Origin of the sequence: Streptomyces sp. NBC_01260 (assembly GCF_036226405.1) — a bacterium.
In the GTDB taxonomy this organism is placed as follows: domain Bacteria; phylum Actinomycetota; class Actinomycetes; order Streptomycetales; family Streptomycetaceae; genus Streptomyces; species Streptomyces laculatispora.
In genome coordinates this window covers 6,068,863-6,088,719 of the sequence record NZ_CP108464.1, presented here as the reverse complement: position 1 = coordinate 6,088,719, position 19,857 = coordinate 6,068,863, and the positions used below count along the sequence as shown (strand labels likewise).

The 19,857-nt window shown below is 71.8% G+C and carries 20 protein-coding genes and 1 pseudogene; 10 read left to right on the top strand and 11 right to left on the bottom strand.

All coding sequences use genetic code 11. The annotated features are described in order from the left end of the window. Window positions 1-148 precede the first annotated feature (148 nt). Complete coding sequence (yaaA, locus tag OG322_RS27115) at window positions 149-949, top strand: peroxide stress protein YaaA (RefSeq protein WP_124283902.1); 801 nt, start codon at window positions 149-151, stop codon at window positions 947-949. Window positions 950-1,022: 73 nt separating this feature from the next. Further along, window positions 1,023-1,643 carry a bifunctional 4-hydroxy-2-oxoglutarate aldolase/2-dehydro-3-deoxy-phosphogluconate aldolase gene (gene eda, locus OG322_RS27110; RefSeq protein ID WP_123470410.1) on the top strand — a complete coding sequence of 207 codons (621 nt, stop codon included), beginning with the start codon at window positions 1,023-1,025 and terminating at the stop codon, window positions 1,641-1,643. Window positions 1,644-1,862: 219 nt separating this feature from the next. On the opposite strand, the gene OG322_RS27105 is transcribed toward eda, so the two are convergent. The 4 genes from OG322_RS27105 to OG322_RS27090 form a co-directional block, all read right to left on the bottom strand. After that, window positions 1,863-3,110, bottom strand: a complete 1,248-nt coding sequence (locus OG322_RS27105; protein ID WP_123470413.1) for a bifunctional RNase H/acid phosphatase — start codon at window positions 3,108-3,110, stop codon at window positions 1,863-1,865. Further along, window positions 3,110-3,853, bottom strand: coding sequence for a zinc ribbon domain-containing protein (locus OG322_RS27100; RefSeq protein ID WP_185095738.1), 744 nt, complete (start codon window positions 3,851-3,853; stop codon window positions 3,110-3,112). Before OG322_RS27100 ends, OG322_RS27105 begins: the two co-directional genes overlap by 1 nt. Then, window positions 3,850-4,686, bottom strand: a complete 837-nt coding sequence (locus OG322_RS27095; RefSeq protein WP_123470417.1) for a Nif3-like dinuclear metal center hexameric protein — start codon at window positions 4,684-4,686, stop codon at window positions 3,850-3,852. Before OG322_RS27095 ends, OG322_RS27100 begins: the two co-directional genes overlap by 4 nt. 85 nt (window positions 4,687-4,771) lie before the next feature. After that, window positions 4,772-5,815 carry an ABC transporter substrate-binding protein gene (locus tag OG322_RS27090; RefSeq protein ID WP_123470419.1) on the bottom strand — a complete coding sequence of 348 codons (1,044 nt, stop codon included), beginning with the start codon at window positions 5,813-5,815 and terminating at the stop codon, window positions 4,772-4,774. Between the two features lie 197 nt (window positions 5,816-6,012). On the opposite strand from OG322_RS27090, the gene OG322_RS27085 reads away from it, so the two are divergent. Then, the gene (locus OG322_RS27085; RefSeq protein ID WP_329307068.1) at window positions 6,013-7,512 is read left to right on the top strand and encodes a hypothetical protein; all 1,500 of its coding nucleotides are present in this window, start codon (window positions 6,013-6,015) and stop codon (window positions 7,510-7,512) included. 343 nt (window positions 7,513-7,855) lie between these two features. Here the strand turns inward: OG322_RS27085 and OG322_RS27080 are convergent, their stop codons facing one another. From OG322_RS27080 to OG322_RS27070, 3 genes are read right to left on the bottom strand one after another with little or no spacing between them, the layout of a single operon-like run. Next, window positions 7,856-8,797 carry a 3-oxoacyl-ACP reductase gene (locus OG322_RS27080; RefSeq protein WP_124283904.1) on the bottom strand — a complete coding sequence of 314 codons (942 nt, stop codon included), beginning with the start codon at window positions 8,795-8,797 and terminating at the stop codon, window positions 7,856-7,858. Between the two features lie 48 nt (window positions 8,798-8,845). Continuing rightward, window positions 8,846-9,922: a Zn-dependent alcohol dehydrogenase gene (locus tag OG322_RS27075; protein WP_123470423.1), complete on the bottom strand. Its 1,077-nt coding sequence runs from the start codon at window positions 9,920-9,922 to the stop codon at window positions 8,846-8,848. A gap of 31 nt (window positions 9,923-9,953) precedes the next feature. Further along, window positions 9,954-10,826, bottom strand: a complete 873-nt coding sequence (locus tag OG322_RS27070; RefSeq protein ID WP_329307067.1) for a MaoC/PaaZ C-terminal domain-containing protein — start codon at window positions 10,824-10,826, stop codon at window positions 9,954-9,956. Between the two features lie 326 nt (window positions 10,827-11,152). On the opposite strand from OG322_RS27070, the gene OG322_RS27065 reads away from it, so the two are divergent. The 3 genes and pseudogenes from OG322_RS27065 to OG322_RS27055 all read left to right on the top strand — a co-directional run bounded on the left by OG322_RS27065 (window position 11,153) and on the right by OG322_RS27055 (window position 14,022). After that, window positions 11,153-12,070 (top strand): ABC transporter ATP-binding protein, encoded by a 918-nt coding sequence (locus OG322_RS27065; protein ID WP_329307772.1) that lies wholly within the window; start codon window positions 11,153-11,155, stop codon window positions 12,068-12,070. Further along, window positions 12,070-12,792 (top strand): ABC transporter permease, encoded by a 723-nt coding sequence (locus OG322_RS27060; protein ID WP_266412128.1) that lies wholly within the window; start codon window positions 12,070-12,072, stop codon window positions 12,790-12,792. Before OG322_RS27065 ends, OG322_RS27060 begins: the two co-directional genes overlap by 1 nt. Before the next feature lie 11 nt (window positions 12,793-12,803). Beyond that, window positions 12,804-14,022 (top strand): annotated as a pseudogene (locus tag OG322_RS27055) (sensor histidine kinase). Window positions 14,023-14,094: 72 nt separating this feature from the next. On the opposite strand, the gene OG322_RS27050 reads toward OG322_RS27055, so the two are convergent. Together OG322_RS27050 and OG322_RS27045 are read right to left on the bottom strand one after the other, a co-directional pair. Then, window positions 14,095-14,304 (bottom strand): DUF397 domain-containing protein, encoded by a 210-nt coding sequence (locus tag OG322_RS27050; protein ID WP_266412126.1) that lies wholly within the window; start codon window positions 14,302-14,304, stop codon window positions 14,095-14,097. Then, entirely contained in the window at window positions 14,301-15,131 is an 831-nt protein-coding gene (locus tag OG322_RS27045) for a helix-turn-helix domain-containing protein (RefSeq protein WP_266412125.1), read from the bottom strand. The genes OG322_RS27050 and OG322_RS27045 overlap by 4 nt, the downstream gene beginning before the upstream one ends. 104 nt (window positions 15,132-15,235) lie before the next feature. Here OG322_RS27045 and OG322_RS27040 point away from each other — a divergent pair, with 104 nt between their 5' ends. The 3 genes from OG322_RS27040 (at window position 15,236) to OG322_RS27030 (ending at window position 16,485) form a co-directional block, all read left to right on the top strand. Beyond that, on the top strand, window positions 15,236-15,496 hold the full coding sequence (locus OG322_RS27040; protein ID WP_329307066.1) for a hypothetical protein: 261 nt from the start codon (window positions 15,236-15,238) through the stop codon (window positions 15,494-15,496). Further along, window positions 15,493-15,696 carry a hypothetical protein gene (locus OG322_RS27035; protein ID WP_329307065.1) on the top strand — a complete coding sequence of 68 codons (204 nt, stop codon included), beginning with the start codon at window positions 15,493-15,495 and terminating at the stop codon, window positions 15,694-15,696. The genes OG322_RS27040 and OG322_RS27035 overlap by 4 nt, the downstream gene beginning before the upstream one ends. Window positions 15,697-16,155: 459 nt before the next feature. After that, window positions 16,156-16,485, top strand: coding sequence for a hypothetical protein (locus OG322_RS27030; RefSeq protein ID WP_329307064.1), 330 nt, complete (start codon window positions 16,156-16,158; stop codon window positions 16,483-16,485). A gap of 211 nt (window positions 16,486-16,696) precedes the next feature. Here the strand turns inward: OG322_RS27030 and OG322_RS27025 are convergent, their stop codons facing one another. Continuing rightward, entirely contained in the window at window positions 16,697-17,413 is a 717-nt protein-coding gene (locus OG322_RS27025) for a hypothetical protein (protein ID WP_329307771.1), read from the bottom strand. A gap of 303 nt (window positions 17,414-17,716) precedes the next feature. Here OG322_RS27025 and OG322_RS27020 point away from each other — a divergent pair, with 303 nt between their 5' ends. After that, window positions 17,717-18,349, top strand: coding sequence for a response regulator transcription factor (locus OG322_RS27020; protein ID WP_329307770.1), 633 nt, complete (start codon window positions 17,717-17,719; stop codon window positions 18,347-18,349). A gap of 22 nt (window positions 18,350-18,371) precedes the next feature. On the opposite strand, the gene OG322_RS27015 is transcribed toward OG322_RS27020, so the two are convergent. Beyond that, the gene (locus OG322_RS27015) at window positions 18,372-19,793 is read right to left on the bottom strand and encodes an MFS transporter (RefSeq protein ID WP_329307063.1); all 1,422 of its coding nucleotides are present in this window, start codon (window positions 19,791-19,793) and stop codon (window positions 18,372-18,374) included. Window positions 19,794-19,857: the final 64 nt, after the last annotated feature.

The window sequence follows — 19,857 nt, the reverse complement described above, 5'->3', positions numbered from 1 at the left end:
CGGCATCCCGGGTGGCGGAGGGGCGGGGCGGGACTGCCCCGTACGCTGGCGCGAGGGGTTTTCGCGGACCCGGGCGACACCGCCGGGGACCGTGGACCGGTCCGCACCGCCGGTCGCCCCCTTTCCGTACGTACGAAGGAGAACCGCCGTGCTCGTGCTGTTGCCGCCCTCCGAAGGAAAGGCTGCCTCGGGCCGGGGAGCACCTCTGAAGCCCGAGTCGCTGTCGCTTCCGGGCCTGGCCGCGGCGCGGGCCGCCGTGCTGGACGGGCTCGTGGAGCTGTCCGTGGCGGACGAGGAGAAGGCCCGCGTGGTACTGGGGCTGAGCGAGGGCCTGCGCGGCGAGATCGCGAAGAACGTCGAGCTCCGGACGGCGGGCACGCGCCCGGCCGGCGAGATCTACACCGGGGTGCTGTACGACGCGCTGGATCTGGCCTCCCTGGACACCGCCGCCCGCCGCCGGGCCGGGAAGTCGCTGCTGGTGTTCTCCGGGCTGTGGGGCGCGGTGCGGGTGGGCGACCGGATTCCTTCGTACCGCTGCTCGATGGGGGTGAAGCTGCCGGGGCTGGGGGCTCTCGGCGCGTTCTGGCGCGAGCCGATGGCGCAGGTCATGCCGGAGGCGGCCGGGGACGGCCTGGTGCTGGATCTGCGGTCGTCCGCGTACGCGGCGGCGTGGCGGCCGAAGGGCGCGGTCGCGGAACGCACGGCGAGCGTGCGGGTGCTGCACTCCCAGCTGGTGGACGGGGTGGAGAAGCGGTCGGTGGTGAGCCACTTCAACAAGGCGACGAAGGGCCGGATGGTCCGCGATCTGCTGCGGTCGGGCGCCGCGCCGAAGGGGCCCGCGGAGCTGGTGACGGTCCTGCGTGATCTCGGGTACGTGGTGGAGGCCGGGGCGCCCGCGCGGGCCGGGCGGGCGTGGGAGCTCGATGTCGTGGTGACGGAGATTCACTGACCCCGGAGCACTCGCGTTGCAACATACGCAACGCTCGTTGCGTGGAGTGCGGTCTTCGCGGCAGGATGAGGTCATGACCTCATCCGTGCTGGACCTTGCCCCCGTCGTGCCCGTCGTCGTCCTGGAGGACGCCGCCGACGCGGTGCCGCTCGCCCGTGCCCTGGTCGCGGGCGGGCTCCCGGCGATCGAGGTGACCCTGCGGACCGCCGCGGCCCTGGACGCGATCAAGGCCATCGCGGCGGAGGTGCCGGACGCGGTGGTCGGCGCCGGCACGGTGATCTCCGTGCGGAACGTCTCCGACACCGTGGCCGCAGGGGCCCGGTTCCTGGTCAGCCCCGGCTGGACGGACACCCTCCTGGACGCGATGAAGGCGTCGGGGGTGCCGTTCCTGCCGGGCGTCTCCACGACGTCCGAGGTGGTCGCGCTGCTGGAGCGCGGGGTCACCGAGATGAAGTTCTTCCCGGCCGAGGCGGCGGGCGGCACGGCCTGTCTGAAGGCCCTTTCCGCCCCGCTCCCCCAGGCCCGGTTCTGCCCGACCGGTGGCATCTCGCTCGCCTCGGCACCCTCCTACCTGGCCCTGCCGAACGTCGGCTGCGTGGGCGGCAGCTGGATGGTGCCCGCCGACGCGGTGGCGGCCGGGGACTGGGCGCGGGTGGAGCGGCTGGCGGCCGAAGCCGCGGCGCTGCGCGGCTGATCCCCGGGGACCGCGCGGCGGATCGCGGCGAACTCCCGCGGCTTGCGTGCATGCTTCCCGGCAACCGGGGCACGAGACCCTTCAGGGACGTGAACCCGGACTCCGGGTGACCCGGGTTCCGGCAGGTATCCCCCGCCTCGCCGGAACCGCCAGGGCCCCATCGGCCTCCCCCCGCCGATGGGGCCCTGTGCTGTCCGGGGCCGGTGCGCCCGGGTGGGTTTACCGCAGGTGGGACGTGTCGTTCAGCAGCCGTACGGAGGCGTTGCCGTCCGCGTAGTAGGCCACGGTCGACAGGGACGCCGCCGAGAGCTCCATCCGGAAGAGCGACTCCGGCGGTGCGCCCAGCGCCAGCCGGACCAGGGTCTTGATGGGCGTGACATGCGTGACCACGAGCACGGTGCGGCCCGCGTAGCGGGTGATGAGGCGGTCGCGGGCGGCCGCGACGCGGCGGGCGACCTCGGCGAAGCTCTCGCCGCCACCGGTGGGCGCCGCCTTCGCGGAGGCGAGCCAGGCGTCCAGGTCCGCGCGGTGACGCTCCCTGACCTCGCCGAACGTCAGCCCCTCCCAGGCGCCGAAGTCCGTCTCGCGCAGGCCGTCCTCGATCCGGACCTCCAGGCCCAGCCGGGCCGCCACCGCGTCGGCCGTCTCGCGGCAGCGGAGCAGCGGGGAGCTGACGATCTCCTGCACCGTGCCGCGGGCGGCGAAGGCCTCGGCGGCGCACTCGGCCTGCCTGCGGCCGGCGGCGGAGAGCTCGGGGTCGGTGCCGCCGCTGCCGGAGAACCGCTTCTCAGGGGTGAGGGCGGTCTCACCGTGCCGCAGCAGGAGGAAGGTGGCGGGCGCGCCCAGGTCGGGGGCGGCACCCCAGCCGACCTGCGGGGTCCCGGCGGCGGGCCGGTTCAGTGCGGCCCTGGCCCTCGCCGCACCGGCCGCCGCGTCGCCCGGCGGACCGGAGACCGGCGGCAGGGCGGCGGCCACCGAGGACTTCGGGGTGTCGAGGACGGCCGTCGAGGACGACGGCTCCCACTGCTCGCCCCGCTTGCCCGCGTCCATCGCCTCGTTCGCGAGCCGGTCCGCGTGCTTGTTCCTCTCGCGCGGGATCCACTCGTAGGAGACGGCGGACGCCGGAAGGATCCGGGCGGCCTCGGCCGCGAGCGGCTTCATGTCCGGGTGCTTGATCTTCCAGCGGCCCGACATCTGCTCCACGACCAGCTTGGAGTCCATCCGGACGTGCACCCGCGGACCGCCGTCGGCCGAGGCGTCCGGCACGAGTGCCTTCGCCGCCCGCAGACCGGCGATGAGGCCCTTGTACTCGGCGACGTTGTTCGTCGCGACGCCGATGTACTCGGCCGCCTCGGCCAGCGTCTCCCCCGTCACCGGGTCGATGACGACCGCACCGTACCCGGCGGGCCCCGGGTTGCCCCGGGAGCCGCCGTCGGCCTCGATGACGAACTGGCGCGGCGGGGTCACTACAGACCCGAGTCCGCGGTGCGGACCAGGATGCGGTGGCAGTTCTCGCAGCGCAGCACCGTGTCGCGGGACGCGGCCTTCACGTCGTTGACCTCGGTGATGTTGAGCTCCAGCCGGCAGCCCTCGCAGCGGCGCTGGTAGAGGCGGGCGGCGCCCACCCCGCCCTGCTGGGCGCGGAGCTTGTCGTACAGCTTGAGCAGGTCCGCGGGGACGGAACCGGCGACGACCTCGCGCTCCTTGGTGAGCGTCGCGGTCTCCTCGTCGAGCTCGTTCGTCGCGGCGTCCCGGCGGGCGGTCGCGTCGTCGGCCTTGGCCTGGACGGCGGAGACCCGGTCGGTCAGCTCGGTGACCCGCTCCTGCGCGGACTCCCTGCGCTCCATCACCTCGAGGACGACGTCCTCCAGGTCGCCCTGGCGCTTGGCCAGCGAGACGATCTCCCGCTGCAGGCTCTCAAGGTCCTTGGACGAGGTGACACTGCCGGAGTCCATCCGCTGCTGGTCGCGGGCGGCGCGCTGGCGCACCTGGTCCACGTCCTGCTCGGCCTTGATCTGCTCGCGGGCGGTGTCGCTCTCCTCGGTCGTGGAGGCGACGAGGAGGTCGCGGAGCTGGGCGAGGTCGGTCGTGAGGGACTCGATCTCGGCGTGCTCGGGGAGGGTGTCGCGCTTGTGCGCGATCTGAGAGAGGCGCTGGTCGAGGGCCTGGACGTCGAGGAGTCGGATCTGGTCGGCGGGCGCGGCGTTCAGTTGGGGGCTCCAGAAGAGTGGTGGGTGGTCCAGGGGTCGGTGACCTGCTTCGAGACATGGACCCGCAGGTCCCATCCGTGGCGGTCGGAAATCGCGTCGAGCTGGGCAGCGGCCTGTTCGCACCACGGCCATTCGGTGGCCCAGTGTGCGGCATCGACCAGGCCGAGCGACGAGTGCTGGACGGCCTCGGAGGCCGGGTGGTGGCGCAGGTCCGCGGTGAGGAAGGCGTCCACACCCGCGGCGCGCACCGCGTCGAAGAGGCCGTCGCCCGATCCGCCGCTCACCGCGACGGTGCGCACGAGGGCGTCCGGGTCGCCGGCCAGCCGGATGCCCTGCACGGTGGCGGGCAGCCGGGCGGCGGCCCGGGCGGCGAATTCGCCGAGGGTCTGCGGGTGGTCGAGCGTGCAGATCCGGCCGAGGCCCCGGCGGCCCGTGGGGTCCGTCGGGTCCGGTACGAGGGGCCGCTCGACGCGCAGGTCGAGGGCGCCGGCGAGGGCGTCCGAGACGCCGGGATCCGCGGAGTCGGCGTTGGTGTGGGCCACGTGCAGCGCGATGTCGTGCTTGATCAGCGTGTGCACGACCCGGCCCTTGAAGGTGCCGGCCGCGACCGTCGTCGTGCCGCGCAGATAGAGCGGGTGGTGGGTGACGATCAGCTGGGCGCCGAGTTTCAGCGCCTCGTCGACGATGTCCTGGACGGGATCGACGGCGAAGAGCACCCGGTCGACCTCGGCGTCCGGATCACCGCAGACGGTGCCGACCGCGTCCCATCCTTCGGCCCACTCGGGCGGCCAGAGGGCGTCGAGCTCGGCGATGACTTCAGACAGACGGGGCACGGAGGAAAGGCTACCTGTCCTCCGTGCCCCGTGGTCCATGGCCGCCGCGGCCCGTGGGGACGGACCGGCGGCCGGTCATGAATCGTTACTTCACCAGGTCGGCGCGGAGGTCGTCGAGGACCAGGTTCGCGGCCGTGACGCCGAGGCCGAGGTACCAGGTCTCGTCGGAGACGTTCTTGGCCCGCCCCTCCTTGACCGCCGTGAGGTTCTTCCACAGCGGGTTGGACTGGGCGGTGTCGCGCTTGGTGGCCTTCACGTCGCCGTACACACCGGTGAAGATCCAGTCGGCGTCCGCCTCGTCGATCTTCTCCGGGCTGATCTCCGCGGCCAGCTCGTTGATCTGCTGGTTCTTGGGCCGCGGCAGGCCGGCGTCGTCGAGGATCGTGCCGATGAAGGAGGCCTTGGCGTAGAGGCGGATCTTGTCCGGCAGGTAGCGGACCATGGAGATGGTCGGCTTCTTCGGGCCGACGTCCTCGCCCAGCTTCTTCGCGTTCGCCTCGTAGGCACCCAGCTCCGACTCGGCCTTGGCCGTCTTGTCCAGCGCCGCGGCGTTGAGGAGGTAGTTCTCCTTCCACGTGAACCCCGGACGGATGGAGAACACGGTCGGCGCGATCTTGGACAGCTCGTCGTACTTGTCGGCCGCGCGCAGCTGGCTGCCGAGGATCAGGTCGGGCTTCAGCCCGGCGATCGCCTCAAGGTTGAGGTTGTTGATCGTGCCGACGCTCGATGGGTCGCCGGCGCGCTTCTTCAGGTACGAGGGGATGGCCGCGTCGCCCTCGGAGGGGGCGTAGCCGACCGGCTTCACACCCAGCGACACCACGTTGTCGAACTCGCCGACGTCGAGCACGACGACGCGCTTCGGAGCGGCCTTGAGCTCGGTCTTGCCCATGGCGTGGGTGAGTGTGCGCGGGAACTGACCCGCCGGGGCGTCGGTCCCGTACTCCGCCGTCTTCTTCGCCGCGTCGCCGAAGTCCTTGCCGCCCGTCGCGACCGCGGCCTTCTTCTCGCCACCGGCCTCGGACTTGGCCGAGCCGCCCGACGAACCGTCGTCGCTCCCGCAGGCCGAGAGGGACAGGGCGGCGACTACGGCCAGGCCGACTGCGGCGGTGCCGCGGCGTCGAAGGGACATCACTTGCTCCAGTTGTGGATCACACAGGCAACACTTAGGAATGCCTTACCTTAGCCACGCGTCTGTCGCGAAGCACAACCACCCCCTCTCTCTCAGGTGAATACGGGCATCGCCACCCATATGTGTGAAGTGGCGGGTCTCGTGTTGTTCGGCAGGAAGTGCGAAAACTAGCTTCGATGGCCGGAGGTGACGAGTCGATGACTGCCTGTGCCATCGAGGACGGGACCGCGGTGGCGGTCGAAGCCGGTGAGCCGGTGGAGCCGGGGTCCGACGAGCCGGACGGGGCCGCGGAGCCCCCGGATCCGGCGGCGGACGCGACGGAGGATCCCGCGAAGGATCCACCGGCGGACGCAGCTGATCCGCGGGAGCCGGTGGTTCCACCCGTACCGGTGGCCCTGCCCGCACCGGCGCGAGTCCCTGCCGAAACGGTCCTGCCGACACCCGCGTTCACGATCACGGCGGACGGCGCGTACGCGGCCCGGCTCACGGCCGCCCGCGTCCAGGCGCACCGAACCGGCGAGGCGGGCGCCGACGCCACCACCGACACGGCCTGGTACCCGGAGCGCTGGACGCTGGACGGGCCCGAGCCGTACGCCGTGCCGCTCCCCCTCAACCAGCCGGAGGAGGCCGACTCGCAGGTGCTGCCGCTCGCCGACGGGCGGGTGCTCATCCGGCGCCGGGTCGCGGACCGGCACACCCTCTCGCTGCTCTACCCGACCGGCCCCGGCACCGGTGAACTGCCGCTGGGCGCGGTCGAGTGCGCGGAGCTGACCCTGCTGCCGCCCTCACCGGACGGCGTCAGCGCGTACGCCCTGTCGGCCGGCGCGTACTCCACCGGGCTCTGGCTGGTGGCGGGCGGTCCGTCCGGGCCGCAGCAGATCGCGGAACTGCCGGGGCGCTGCTCCGGCGGGGTCTGGCTGGACCGGGCCGGCCGGCTGCTGGCCCTGGACCGGGAGCCGGCCGGGGGCGGCCCGGTGAAGGCGGTCGCGGTGGACCTGGGGCGGGGCGCCGAGATGACACCGCTGCTCCAGATCGCACCGGACAGCAACGACCGGCTGCTGCTCGCCGATCCGGACAGCGGTCTCCTGCTGATCCGCTCGGACGCACCCGGGCACGACCGGCTGGGCTGGGGGGTGCTGGGCAGTTGTCTGCCGGTGCGCTTCCCGGAGTGCCTGCGGCTGCCGGACGCCGCGATGACGCCGTTCGCCGTGCAGCCGGGGCAGATGCTGATGCCGGAGAGCTGCGCGGTCGCCCTGCGGATCGACGGGGCGGCGGGCAGCTGGGTGGGGGTGTGGCGTCCCGCGGGCCGCATGCTGCACCAGCTCCCGGTGCCCGGGGGATGGCTGGCGGGCAGTGGTGTCTGGTCCCGCGAGGGCGTACTCCGGCTTCCGTACGCGAACGGGGAGACGGCCTGCGCGGTCGCGCTCCTGGAGGCACCGGCCGATGTGGAACCGGCCGCGGGACGGTACCCGGCCGGATACCCGGGAAGCGGTATGCAACCGTCCGCGGCCGCGGCGCCTCCTTCTGTGTGCAAGCCGGTTCCATTGGGGCAGGCGCCTCTCGTGGGGCGTACCGCCCTCCAGGTGCCGGCCGGTCTAAAGTTGGACCGGGGGCTCACGCATTCGCGCACCGAGGTCGCCGACGGTGACCGTTTCCCGGTTGACGGTGGCGTGATGGCCCCGGAGACAAACACGTAAGCGATCACAACGGGGTGACTTCCCACATGCCTGAAGCCCGAACCGACACGACCCAGCCGCGTCCGCCGGGGGCGGACGCGGAACGGGCCGACGCCGGCGGCTCCGGAAAGCACCGAGGGGGTGTGGCGCCGGACGACTCGGCAGCACAACCGCTCGGCCGCCACCGCCGCACCTCCGAAGGGGGCAGCAGGGCGGCCTGACCGCCTGGACATCAACGAGGGAAACGGGGAAGGGAGGGCCCCCGCGGCCGACCGCCGCGGGGGCCCTCTCCATGTACTGATCCCCATGTACTGATCCCCGCGGCCGACCGGCTTCGGGGCCCTCCCCCGTGCGGGTCGGCCGCTCAGCCCCGCTTCAGGCCGAGCACCTCCGCCGCCGCGAAGGTCTCGTTCGGCGGGCGGTCCGCGTAGTACGGGGAGATCAGCTCGTCCAGCTCGTCGAAGGAGAACGTCTCCTTCTCCGCGTCGAACTTCGCCGCCACCCTGGGGCGTTCGACGATCGCGACCATCCCGCCGTGCACCACGAGCAGCTGCCCGTTGACCTTGGCGGCCGCCGGGGACGCCAGATAGCCGACGAGCGGCGAGACATGCTCGGGGGCGAGCGCGTCGAGCCGCCCGTCCTGCGGTTCCTGGAAGCCCGCGAAGACGTCCTCGGTCATCCGGGTCCGGGCGCGCGGGCAGATGACGTTGGCGGTGACTCCGTACTTGGCCAGGGCCAGCGCGGTGGAGGTGGTCAGCCCGACGATGCCGCCCTTGGCCGCCGCGTAGTTGGGCTGGCCCGCCGAGCCGGCCAGGAACGCCTCCGAGGAGGTGTTGACGATCCGGCCGTAGACCGGGCCGCCGGAGGCCTTGGACCGGGACCGCCAGTGGGCGGCGGCGAAGTGCGTGGTGTTGAAGTGGCCCTTGAGGTGGACCCGTATCACCGAGTCCCACTCGTCCTCGGTCATCGAGAAGATCATCCGGTCGCGCAGGATGCCCGCGTTGTTGACCAGGACGTCGAGCTGTCCGTACGTCTCGACGGCCAGTTCCACCAGGGCGCGGGCCTGCTCGTGGTCGGACACGTCGCCGAGGTGCGCGACCGCCCGGCCACCGGCCGCCCGGATCTCCTCGGCGACCTGCTCGGCGGGCGCGGCGGACGCCTCGCCGGAGCCGTCGCGGCCCGGCTGCCCGTAGTCGTTGACGACGACGGCCGCGCCGAGCCGCGCCAGTTCCAGCGCTTCGGCGCGCCCGAGGCCGCGGCCGGCGCCGGTGACGATCGCGGACAGTCCGTCCAGGGGGAGTGACATCGGATCTCGGGGTCCTCTCGGGAGGGGGCGGGGCGGTGCCGCGGGGGGTCAGAGTTCGATGCAGGTACGCAGCGACTCGCCGGTCCGCATCTGGTCGAGGGCGTCGTTGATGCCGTCGAGCCGCACCCGGTGGGTGATCATCGATTCGAGGTCGATGCGGCCGGCCCGCCAGAGCGCGATGGCCCGCTCGTACGACCGGAGCACGTCCCCTCCCCCGTACATGGAGGGCAGGATCCGCTTCTCGTCGAAGAACAGCTCGAACATGTTGACCTGGAAGTTGTCGTCCATGGCGCCTGCGCCGACGATGCAGAGGGTGCCGCCGCGCCGGGTGTTCTCGTACGCCGTGCGGGCCGTGACCGACTTGCCGACGACCTCGAAGACGTAGTCGAAGCCCTCGCCCGCGGTGATCCGCTGCTTGGCGTCGGCGAACTCGTCGGGCGAGACGGCCTCGGTCGCACCGAACCGCAGCGCCGCCTCGCGCCGGGAGGCCACCGGGTCCACGGCGATGATCTGGGCGGCGCCCTGCACCCTGGCGCCCTGGATGGTGGAGATGCCGACGCCGCCGCAGCCGATCACGGCGACCGACGAACCGGCTTCCACCTTGGCGGTGTTGATGGCCGCGCCGAGGCCGGTGGTGACCCCGCAGCCGATCAGCGCGGCGATCTCGAACGGCACGTCGTCGGGGATCGGCACCGCGCAGCCCGCGCCGACGACGACCTCCTCGGTGAAAGTGCCGGTACCGGCGAAGCCGAACACATCGCCGCCGGGGCGCTTGAAGTTGGGGGTGCCCGCGTTCATGAACCCGGCGAGGCAGAGCTGGGTCTGGCCGCGCTTGCAGGAAGGACACTCCCCGCACGCGGGCAGCCAGCAGACCAGCACCCGGTCCCCCGCGCTCAGCCCGCTCACCCCGTCGCCGACGTCGAGCACCTCACCGGCGCCCTCGTGGCCGGGGATGAAGGGGGCGGGCTGCGGCAGCACCCCGCTCATCGCGGAGACATCGGAGTGGCACAGTCCGGTGGCCCGGATGCGGAGCCTGACCTTGCCGGGGCCGAAGCCCACCGCCTCGACGTCGTCGAGGACTTCGAGCTTGTCCTGGCCTATCTCGTGCAGTACGGCTGCGCGCATGGTGCGGCTCCCCTCGGGGTCGGTACGTGCTTCAGGAGTGTTCGACGAGCGTGTCGGCGAGGACCGGGGCGTCGTCGCGTTCGACGGCGGTCACCACCACCTGGACCCGGCCGTCACCGGCCCACATCCGGATACGGAGGGTCTCGCCCGGGAAGACGATCCCGGCGAACCGGGTGCGGTACGAGCCGATGCGGGACACCTCGCCGTCCAGCAGGGTGTCGGCCACCGCCTTGAGCGTCATCCCGTAGGTGCAGAGCCCGTGCAGGATCGGCCGGTCGAAGCCGGCCAGCTTGGCGAACTCCGGGTCGGCGTGCAGTGGGTTCCAGTCCCCGGAGAGCCGGTAGAGCAACGCCTGGTCCGGCCGGACCGGCCGTTCCACCACCCGGTCCGGGGCGCGGTCGGGCAGGGCGAGCCGTTCGGAGGGGCCGCGCTCGCCGCCGAAGCCGCCCTCGCCGCGTACGAAGATCTGAGCGTCGTTGGTCCACAGCGGGCCGTCGTCGTCGGTGGCCTCGGTGCGCAGCACGAGGACCGCCGCCTTGCCCTTGTCGTACACGGCGGCGACCTTCGAGCTCTGAACGGCGTTGCCCCGTACGGGGATCGGCCGGTGCAGGCGTACGGACTGACCGCCGTGCAGCACGGCGGCGAGGTCGACGTCGACCCCGGGCGCCGCGAGGCCGCCGCCCGTCGCGAGGCCGGCGCCCGCGACGGTGGCGAAGCTCGGCAGGACGTGGAGCCGGGACTCCAGCGTGTAGCGGAGCTCGTCCGGATCGGTGGCGTCGTCGGGCCGGCCGGGGGCCGTCCCCGCTCCGAGGCCCAGATGGTAGAGCTGGATGTCCTTGTGGTCCCAGCTGACCGAGGTCGAGCGGGGTTCGGCGGCAACCGCCTCTGCGGCATCAATGGGCATGGGAAAGCTGCTCCTTGATGGTGGGAAGACCTCGGCGCGGCCGTCCGCACCGTCGGCCGCACCGAGGTCGTGCGGGACCGGAAGCCGCGTCCGTTCTAGAACGCGTTCTAGCCGGTGGCCCTATGTATAACGCAGCGCCCAGCAGTTGTGAAGACTCCTGACGTTGTGTCAGATCACTCGGCGGATCGCGATCCGGCCACCCGGTTCCCGTCCGGCCGCGCGGTGACATTTGTCATCACGGAGTCCGTACATGCGCCTCTGCCGGGACGGGGCCCCGGCTCCGTAGCGTCATGTCCATGAAACAGACAACGGGGAACGGGGCCGCGGTGGTCTTCACCGGGGCGGTGAAGACCTTCGGCCGGGCCGGACAGAGCGTGCGGGCCGTGGACGGGATCGGCCTGACCGTCCAGCGGGGCGAGACCGTCGCTCTGCTCGGCCGCAACGGCGCGGGGAAGTCCACGGCCATCAGCCTGCTGCTCGGCCTGAACGAGCCCGACGACGGGAGTGTGCGGGTACTGGACCGCTCCCCGGAACAGGCGGTCCGGGCCGGCCTGGTCGGCGCGATGCTCCAGGACGGGCGGCCCATCCAGCGAGTGACCGTCCGCGAACTGATCGCCTTCGTCGCCTCCACCTATCCGCGCCCGATGCCGATCGTCGAGGCGCTGGAGCTGGCGGGGGTCGCGCAGTACGCGAACCGGCGGATCGACAAGCTCTCCGGCGGCCAGATCCAGCGGGTCCGGTTCGCCGTCGCGCTGGCCGGCAACCCGGAGCTGATCGTGCTGGACGAGCCGACCGCGGCCCTGGACGTGGACGGACGCCGCGCCTTCTGGGACTCCATGCGGGCCTACGCCCGGCGCGGCAACACGGTGATCTTCTCCACCCACTACCTGGAGGAGGCCGACGAGAACGCCGACCGGATCGTCGTCATCGACCGGGGCCGGATCGTCGCGGACGGCAGCGGCGAATCCATCAAGGGCTCGGCCGGCCACCACCTGGTCTCCTTCGACCTGGCGGGCCGGCCCACCGAGGGCCTCGATCTGCTGCCCGGCGTCGCCGTCGTCGAGGTGACCGGGGACCGGGCGCTGCTGCACACGGACGACTCGGACGCCACCGTCGTGGAGCTCGCCCGCCTCGGCCTGATCCGGGGCCTCCAGGTCTCCCCCGCCACGCTGGAGGCCGCGTTCCTCTCCCTCACCTCTACGGCTGCTCCGGAGAGCCGGACCGACCGCAAGGAGACCGTCTGATGTTCCAGTACATCGTGCTCGAAATCCGCCGGACCCTGCGCGACGGCTTCTTCCTGATCTTCGGCACCGGGATGCCGGTGATGATGTATCTGCTGTTCACCAACATCGGCGGCGGCGAGGGCGTCGACGGCTGGAAGACCACCGCGATGGTCGGCATGGCCGCGTACGGGGCACTGGGCTCCGCGATGTCGATCGGTACGGGGGTCGCCTCCGACAAGTCGCTGGGCTGGCTCCAGCAGTTGCGGGTCACCCCGCTCTCCTCGTCGCAGGCGGTCGTGGGCCGCGCGATCAGCGGTTCGGTGACGGTGCTCCCGACGATCCTCACCGTACTGCTGGCCGGGGGGCTGCTCAACGGAGTACGCCTGGCGGCCTGGCAGTGGGCCGCACTCGTCCTGCTCCTGTGGATCGGCGCCCTGCCCTTCACCCTGCTCGGAATCGGCAACGGCTACCGGCTGACCCCGCAGGGCACCGGCGTGGTCAACGTCGCGTGCCTGATGGGCTTCGCGATCGTCGGCGGGCTGTGGTTCCCACTGGAGCTGCTCCCCGGCTGGCTGCGCTCCCTCGGCGGGTTCACCCCCGCCAACCGGTTCGCGGAACTGGGCTGGGCGGCCACCGACGGCCGCGCACCCAGCGCCACGACCGTCGGCGTACTCGCAGGGTGGCTGCTGCTGTTCGGCACGTACGCCGTGGTCTCGTACCGTCGGTCCGCGAGGACCGTGTGACGGGAGTGAACATGTTCGGGAGCGGATCGCAAGCGCGCGAGGTACGGCGCAGGCGGCGTGCGGAGCGACGGCAGTGGCGCAAGGAGCACCGGCGTCCGGGACCTCCCGGACCCTACGTCCTGCTCCCCTGGCTGCTGCTGGGCCTGGGCGCCTTCTCCAATCTGTTCCAGGGCGACACCCCCAATCCCTGGATCGGCGGCATCGGCCTGTTCGCCTTCAACTCCCTCTACATCTCGGTGGTGGTCCGGGGCTTCAACAAGCGGGCGCGCGAGAGTCCGTTGACGTACGTGCTGCTGGCCGCGCTGACAGCCGTCACGCTGGGGCTCGCGGCCGGGTACGGCGGCAGCTGGCTGCTGTTCTTCCCGCTGCTCTCGCTGGCCTGTGGGACGGTCCTGCGCAAACAGTGGCTGGCGGTCGGTCTGCTCGTGCTCGCCGTGGCCGCGTGCGTCGTCGCGGTGTGGCGGGGGGGACAGCGCGTCGACGCCGTGGACGCTGGCCTACGGCACGTTCATCTCCGGTGCGGTGACGGCCGCGCTGCTCACCCTGTCGGAGACGGTGATGGAACTGCGCTCCACCCGGCAGGAACTGGCCCGCGCCGCCGTCGAGAAGGAGCGGCTGCGCTTCTCCCGTGATCTGCACGATCTGCTGGGCCACACCATCTCCGTGATCGTCGTCAAGTCGGAGGCCGCGCGCAGGATCGCGCCGCACGACATGGACGAGGCGCTCCGGCAGGTCACCGATATCGAGTCGGTCGGGCGGCAGGCGCTCACCGAGATCCGTGAGGCGGTCACCGGCTACCGCGAGGGGAGCCTGGCCACCGAGCTCGACCGCGCCAGGTCCGCGCTTACCGCCGCCGGCATAGAGCCGACCGTCCGCCGCTCCGGGCCGCCGCTCTCGCCGCAGACGGAGGCGCTGCTCGGCTGGGTGGCTCGGGAGGCCGTCACCAATGTCCTGCGCCACTCCGCCGCCACCGCTTGCGCGTTCGTGATCGACGGAACCTCGGACCGGGTCCGGCTGACGGTCACCGACGACGGCCGGAACCCGGCCGCACCGCCCACCCCGGGCATCGGCGGCACCGGCCTGAAAGGCCTCACCGAACGCCTGGCGGCGGCGGGCGGCTCCCTGGAGGCGGGCCCGGGGCCGTCCGGCGGCTTCGTGGTGACGGCGAAGCTCCCGGCGGACGCGTCGGGCACGTCGGACGACTGGGCCGGTGCAGCCGAGAACCACTGAACGGTCGTAGGACTCGCGCCGCAGCGAAGCCCCACCCTGCCGGGCACGATGGGGCGACGCTGAATCGATTGCTCAGACGGTGCCGAAGCCTCCGGCCTTGACGCCCGCCACGAAGGAGACGAAGGAGGCGAAGGGGAAGGACAGCGTGGGACCGCTCAGATCCTTGGAGTCGCGGACGGGTACCACGCCGCGTGAGACGGCAAAGTTGGCCGCGACCTCGATGCACTGGCCACCATTGCTGCTGTAGGAGGACTTGAACCAGCGGGGGGATTCGGTCATCACGGGGTGCCCTTTCTTACCTTCTCGATCATGGCCACGGATGCCGCTTGGGACAGCGCTTCGGCCTGTAGTTGATGGTATGCCGTCAACAGGGGCTGCACGAACCGCATATCGCGCTCCAGCCGCCCTTGCTGCGCAGACTCCGCGTATGCCATGTGCGATCGGTCGGGGAGGGCGACCAGTGTTACCGGCAGGTCGAACGACCGCCGCTCACCAAGATCGAACGGAGCGACTTGCACGACGGTGGACGGCAGCTCGGCGAACGCGGCGAGCCGGTCAAGCTGTTCCGCCATGACACGGGGGCCGCCCACCACCCGCCGAATGCAGCTCTCGTCAAGGACGACGTACACAAGCGGTGGGGGCGTCCGCTCCAGGGATGCCTGCCTCTTCGTGAGGAGCGTCAGCCGTTCTTCCGCCTGCTGCTCCGTGATCGCTCCGCGCCGCACGGCACCCGTAGTGATCGCTGCCGCGTACTCCGGAGTCTGGAGAAGACCCGGAACGATCCCGAGCTCGAACAGCCTGATCTCTACGGCTCGTACCTCGTGGGTGACGAAGTCCGTGAACCCCTCCAGGAGCGAGGTGTTCTTGAGCGCGCGGGTCATTCGCTCGAACTTGTCTCCGGTGCCGAGTGCCCTGTCAGCACTACGCGCGAAGCGGTTAGTTGGTGGGCGGCGGCCAGTTTCGACGGCGGAAACATGCGACCCGGTCAGGCCCATGCGTACGGCCAGCTCGTCCTGCGTCCACCCGCGCTCGTCCCGCGCTTGCCGTAAGCGCTGACCAAACGCCTGCGCCGGCGAAGTCTCGGGGTCCAATGCCTTCCGGTTGACCACGTGAGTTCCTAACTCATCAAGCAAAACAGCCAAGTTGAGGACACTCCAACTCTAGGTCACTCTGAACGCCCTGAGTAGCGAAACCGCTACGGAGAGGAGCGGCGATGAGTGCGCAAATCGTTCCCACGGATGGACAGGAACCCGCCCACGTACCCGCCCCCGGCACACTCATGGTGGACACGGCCCACGCGAACAGGATCGGGGAGTTCCGAGGGCTCGCCGGCCCGTACTGGTCACTGCGACCGATGTGCGGCGGGCAGGAGTGGGAGGCCGAGCCCGAGCACGTACGTCCCGCGGATGCCACAGAGCGGCTGCGAGCCCAGAACGCGCGGTGCAACGCGCGGAGTCGGGGTGAGGTGCTGTGAGAGTCCCGGAGCACGGCCTGGACGCCGAGTTGGACCGCATCGCGTCGGACCCCGAAACCCGCGTGCTGTTCCGCGCCGAGTTGGACCGCGCGCTTGCCGAACACCTCGCGGAATCGGCCGAGTCGGCGGCGTTCACGGAAGCGGCAGCCGAAGCGCTGCGAGCGGTGGTCCAGCTCCCGGCCGGGGAGCACGCCGCGTGAACGGCGTGCGCTATCTGGCGGAGATCACCGCGACGACCGGTGGGAGGGCCGTCTCGCTCGGCAGGGCGACCCTGCCGAACCGCCGGCTCGCGCTCCGGTGGCTGCGACGGCAGGCGCATCGGCTCGCGGACGGGCTCGGCGCGCCCGAGCCCCAACCGTCCGGCACGCGGGACGTCCGGCCGATCGGCTTTCAGAGCCCCGCCGTCCCGAACGGGCTACGGGCGTGGGCACACGACCCGGACCAGCAGGACCACGCGATGGCGCGGCTGGAGGGCGGGGGACCTGACGTGCTCACCGTGCTCGACCCGACTGCCGGCCTGCTGTTGACACTCGCCGGGTGGCCCGTCCAGTCACGCCGTGCCGTGGCCGGGTACGGCGCTCCCGAGCCCCCTCCCCGTCCGTGTGCTGCCGCTCGCCGCACGGACCGGGTGCCACGTCCCCTCAACCGGAGGCCCAACGGTGATCCACTGCAATTCCCGCGCCTGTCCGCCCTGGTCCGAGACCGCGCAAGCTCATCAGCAAGCGGGTAGTCCGGGGCTGCCCCACTGGCTCGTCTGCGAACTGGCCCAGGGGCATACCGACGAGCACGCCGGCCATCTGGAGGACATGGGGCGCGGCACCTTTGACGTATGGGTGCGCTGGGACGGCGACCACTTCACGTACGTCTGTGCCGAACCGTGCGAAAGGGTCGACCCTGCACTTGCCGCTCAACGGCAGCAGGCCTGCACGCTGTTCGTCGGCCACGCGCCTGGACACTCCTGGGAGTTCGAAGACCTCTTGCACGACTAGGGACCGCGTCAGGAGCAGCGGTTGCCGACGCGGGTCGCTGCCGGGCACGCTGCGGAAGGGGCTCGTTCCTGTTCGGCTCGGACGGCAGGCGGGCCTGCACGATGCACGGGCCGGGCCCAGCCCTCGTTCCGAGCACAGCGGTGGCGCCGGGGCGACGCGTCGACCGGTGGCGTGGTGCGGAGTGCGACGTCGCCGGTCACGGTCCGGTTGGTCAGATGACCCGGGGGATGGTCTCGTCGCGCTTGGTGGACCAGTTGGTGACGATGGGCTTGTCGACGGTGGCCATGTCGGGGAGTTCGACATCGGCGGGGTTGGGGTCGTCCTCGGTGGTGGCGATGATGACGTGGTCGAACTCCTTGCCGCCGTCGCCGTCGGTGGTCTTGGGGTTGATGCCGGCGAAGGCGACGGATGAGCCGGAGAGCTTGATGGGGTCTTCGCCGCCCTGTCCGACGGGGGAGGCGACGCCGTCGGCGCCGGAGCCGAAGGACACGCTGGGGGTGTTGACGTCGAGGTAGCAGGTGATGCCGGGCTTGGCCTTGGCGGTGACGAGGTAGTAGCTGATCGGCTGGGCCTCCCAGGTGACCGTGAAGTCCAGATCGTTGGTGCCGCAGGACTGTCCGTAACCGCTCTTGTCGCCGCTGTCGGAGGTGGACTCGCTGCCGGACTCACCGCTGGACTCGCTGCCGGACTCGCCGGGGTCGGAGTCCTCGGTGACCTTGGAGGCGTTGTTGCCGTTGACGGAGGGGCTGTTGTTGGAGGGGCTCTGGCTCCCACCGCTTCCCTCGGAGGCCGCGGCGGAGGGGGCCGCGGTGCTGCCGGAGCCCGTGATGTCCTCGGGTCCGCAGGCGGTGGCGGTGGCGGCGAGTGCCGTGACCGCGGCGGCGGCCAGGACGAGACGGGCGGAACGGGCGGCGAGACGCGAGCGCATCATGAACTCCAGCGAGTGTCGGTGCGGTGTTTCCTGCTGACACCGACGACATTAGGGCCGCGTCGATCCTGAAATGATCGCGTGAATGTCCAGGTTCTGTTGCAGCGAATCGGTTCCATCAGGCGGCGACGAATCGCATCAACAGCAGCTCAGGCGGCCTGTCGGTGACGGACCATCATGGCGATCACAGGTCGGCCGCCGTGGGGCCGGCGGGCTTCGCGATCACCGGGCTTTCGCGTGCCCCGGACCCGCGTCGCATCACCCCGACAGGCCACCGGCCATACCCTGTCCCCCGTGAACGAGATGCCGCAGGATCACCGGCCGTCCAAGTCCGTACGAGTGCTGCTCGCCGAGGACCAGGGGATGATGCGGGGCGCGCTCGCCCTGCTGCTCGGTCTTGAGCCGGACATCGAGGTGGTGGCCCAGGTGGGGGCCGGGGACGAGATCGTGACGGCGGCCGTGTCGGCGCGGCCCGATGTGGCGTTGCTGGACATCGAACTTCCGGGGCGCAGCGGTCTGGACGCGGCCGCCGATCTGCGGGACGAGGTGCCGGACTGCCGGGTGCTGATCCTCACCACGTTCGGGCGGCCCGGGTATCTGCGGCGGGCGATGGAGGCCGGGGCGGCGGGGTTCCTGGTGAAGGACGGGCCGGTCGAGGAGCTCGCGGTGGCGATCCGGCGAGTGCTGGCCGGGGAGACCGTCATCGACCCGGCGCTGGCCGCCGCCGCGCTGAGCGCGGGCCCCAGTCCGCTGACCGCCCGGGAGCGTGATGCACTGATGGCCTCGGTGGACGGGGCGACGGTCGCGGACATCGCGCTGAAGCTGCATCTGTCGGAGTCGACGGTACGCAACTACCTGTCGTCGGCCATCGGCAAGACCTCCACCCGTAACCGGATGGAGGCGGTCCGGGCCGCACGGCAGCAGGGCTGGCTCTGAGGGCCGGACCCGTGGGGCCGGCTCAGTGCTGTACTGGCCGGTGGCGCGGCAGCCAGAAGATCATCAGCAGCAGGCCGGCCAGCAGTACCGAGCCCGACGTCCGGAAGGCCAGGGCGTAGCCGGCCGTGAGGTCGGCCGGGCCCGCTCCGCCGTCCGTGCGGGCGGCGGCGACCGTGGAGAGCACGGCCAGGCCGAGCGCGCCGCCCATCGTGCGGGAGGTGTTGACGAGTCCGGAGACCAGCCCGGCCTCGCCGTGGGCCGCGCCCGATGTGGCCAGCGAGGCGAGCGGGGTGGCCGCGAGGCCGGTGCCGGCCATCATCAGGACGCCGGGCAGGCAGATTGAGGTGAGGTAGCCGCCGTCGGCGGTCATCGTGGACTGCCAGCCGAAGCCCGCGGCGGCGACCACCGTGCCGACGAGCGCCAGGTTCTTCGCTCCGACCCGGGCCATCAGCCGCGGGGCGCACGTGGAGCCGACCACGACGGCCACCGAGGTGGGCATCAGGGCGAGTCCGGCCTCCAGCGCGGTGTAACCCAGCACGTTCTGCGCGTACACGGTCATGAAGTACCACATGGAGAACGTCGCCGAGCCCATCACGAACATCGCCACGTTCGCCGAGGCCACCGCCCGCGCGCCGAGCACCCTCAGCGGCATCAGCGGCTTCGCCGTGCGGGCCTCCACCAGGACGAACAGGGCGAGCAGCGCCAGTCCGCCCAGCAGCGGCAGCAGGGTCGCGGCCGCGGTCCAGCCCGACTCCTCGGTCTGCACGATGCCGTACGCGACGGAGGCCAGGCCCGCCGTGACGAGCAGTGCGCCCGGGAAGTCGATACGGCTCCGCTCGGCCGTGCGCCCCTCGGCGAGCCAGATCGCGGCGCCGGTGAGGGCGAGGACGCCGACCGGCACGTTGATCAGCAGCACCCACCGCCAGGAGAGTGCATCGGTGAGCGCCCCGCCGATCAGTCCGCCGGCCGCGCCGCCGCCCGCACCGACCGCCATCCAGGTGCCGATGGCCTTCGTCCTGGCGGGCCCTTCGGGAACGGCCGCGGTGAGCAGGGTGAGGGTCGCGGGGGCGAGCACGGCGGCGCCGAGCCCCTGCGCGGCGCGCGCGGCGAGCAACTGCCAGCCCTCCTGGGCGAGTCCGCCGCCCAGGGAGGCGGCAGTGAACAGTCCGAGGCCGACCAGGAACATCCGCTTGCGGCCGTAGATGTCGGCGGCCCGCCCGCCGAGCAGCATGAATCCGGCGAACGCGATCGAGTAGGCGTTGAGCACCCACTGGAGTCCGGCGGCGCTCAGCCCCAGGTCGGTGCGCATGGACGGGAGGGCCACGTTGACGACGGACACGTCGAGGACGACGAGGAACTGGCCGACGCAGGCGGCGAGCACCACCGCCCACGTGCGGGTACGGGGCCGGGCGCTGCGGCGTGTGGGCGTCGAGACGTCAACCATGGCGTCATACTCGCAGCCGCCCCGCGCCCCGTACATCGGTTTCCGGACCGTGCGGGGTGCGGTC

Coding starts and splice junctions, on each gene's coding strand:
- OG322_RS27020 (WP_329307770.1), top strand. CDS start 17,717: ATGCCGCAGGATCACCGGCCGTCCAAGTCCGTACGAGTGCTGCTCGCC.
- OG322_RS27090 (WP_123470419.1), bottom strand. CDS start 5,815: ATGTCCCTTCGACGCCGCGGCACCGCCGCAGTCGGCCTGGCCGTAGTC.
- OG322_RS27015 (WP_329307063.1), bottom strand. CDS start 19,793: ATGGTTGACGTCTCGACGCCCACACGCCGCAGCGCCCGGCCCCGTACC.
- OG322_RS27025 (WP_329307771.1), bottom strand. CDS start 17,413: ATGCGCTCGCGTCTCGCCGCCCGTTCCGCCCGTCTCGTCCTGGCCGCC.
- eda (WP_123470410.1), top strand. CDS start 1,023: ATGACCTCATCCGTGCTGGACCTTGCCCCCGTCGTGCCCGTCGTCGTC.
- OG322_RS27085 (WP_329307068.1), top strand. CDS start 6,013: ATGACTGCCTGTGCCATCGAGGACGGGACCGCGGTGGCGGTCGAAGCC.
- OG322_RS27040 (WP_329307066.1), top strand. CDS start 15,236: ATGAGTGCGCAAATCGTTCCCACGGATGGACAGGAACCCGCCCACGTA.
- OG322_RS27075 (WP_123470423.1), bottom strand. CDS start 9,922: ATGCGCGCAGCCGTACTGCACGAGATAGGCCAGGACAAGCTCGAAGTC.
- OG322_RS27080 (WP_124283904.1), bottom strand. CDS start 8,797: ATGTCACTCCCCCTGGACGGACTGTCCGCGATCGTCACCGGCGCCGGC.
- OG322_RS27060 (WP_266412128.1), top strand. CDS start 12,070: ATGTTCCAGTACATCGTGCTCGAAATCCGCCGGACCCTGCGCGACGGC.
- OG322_RS27070 (WP_329307067.1), bottom strand. CDS start 10,826: ATGCCCATTGATGCCGCAGAGGCGGTTGCCGCCGAACCCCGCTCGACC.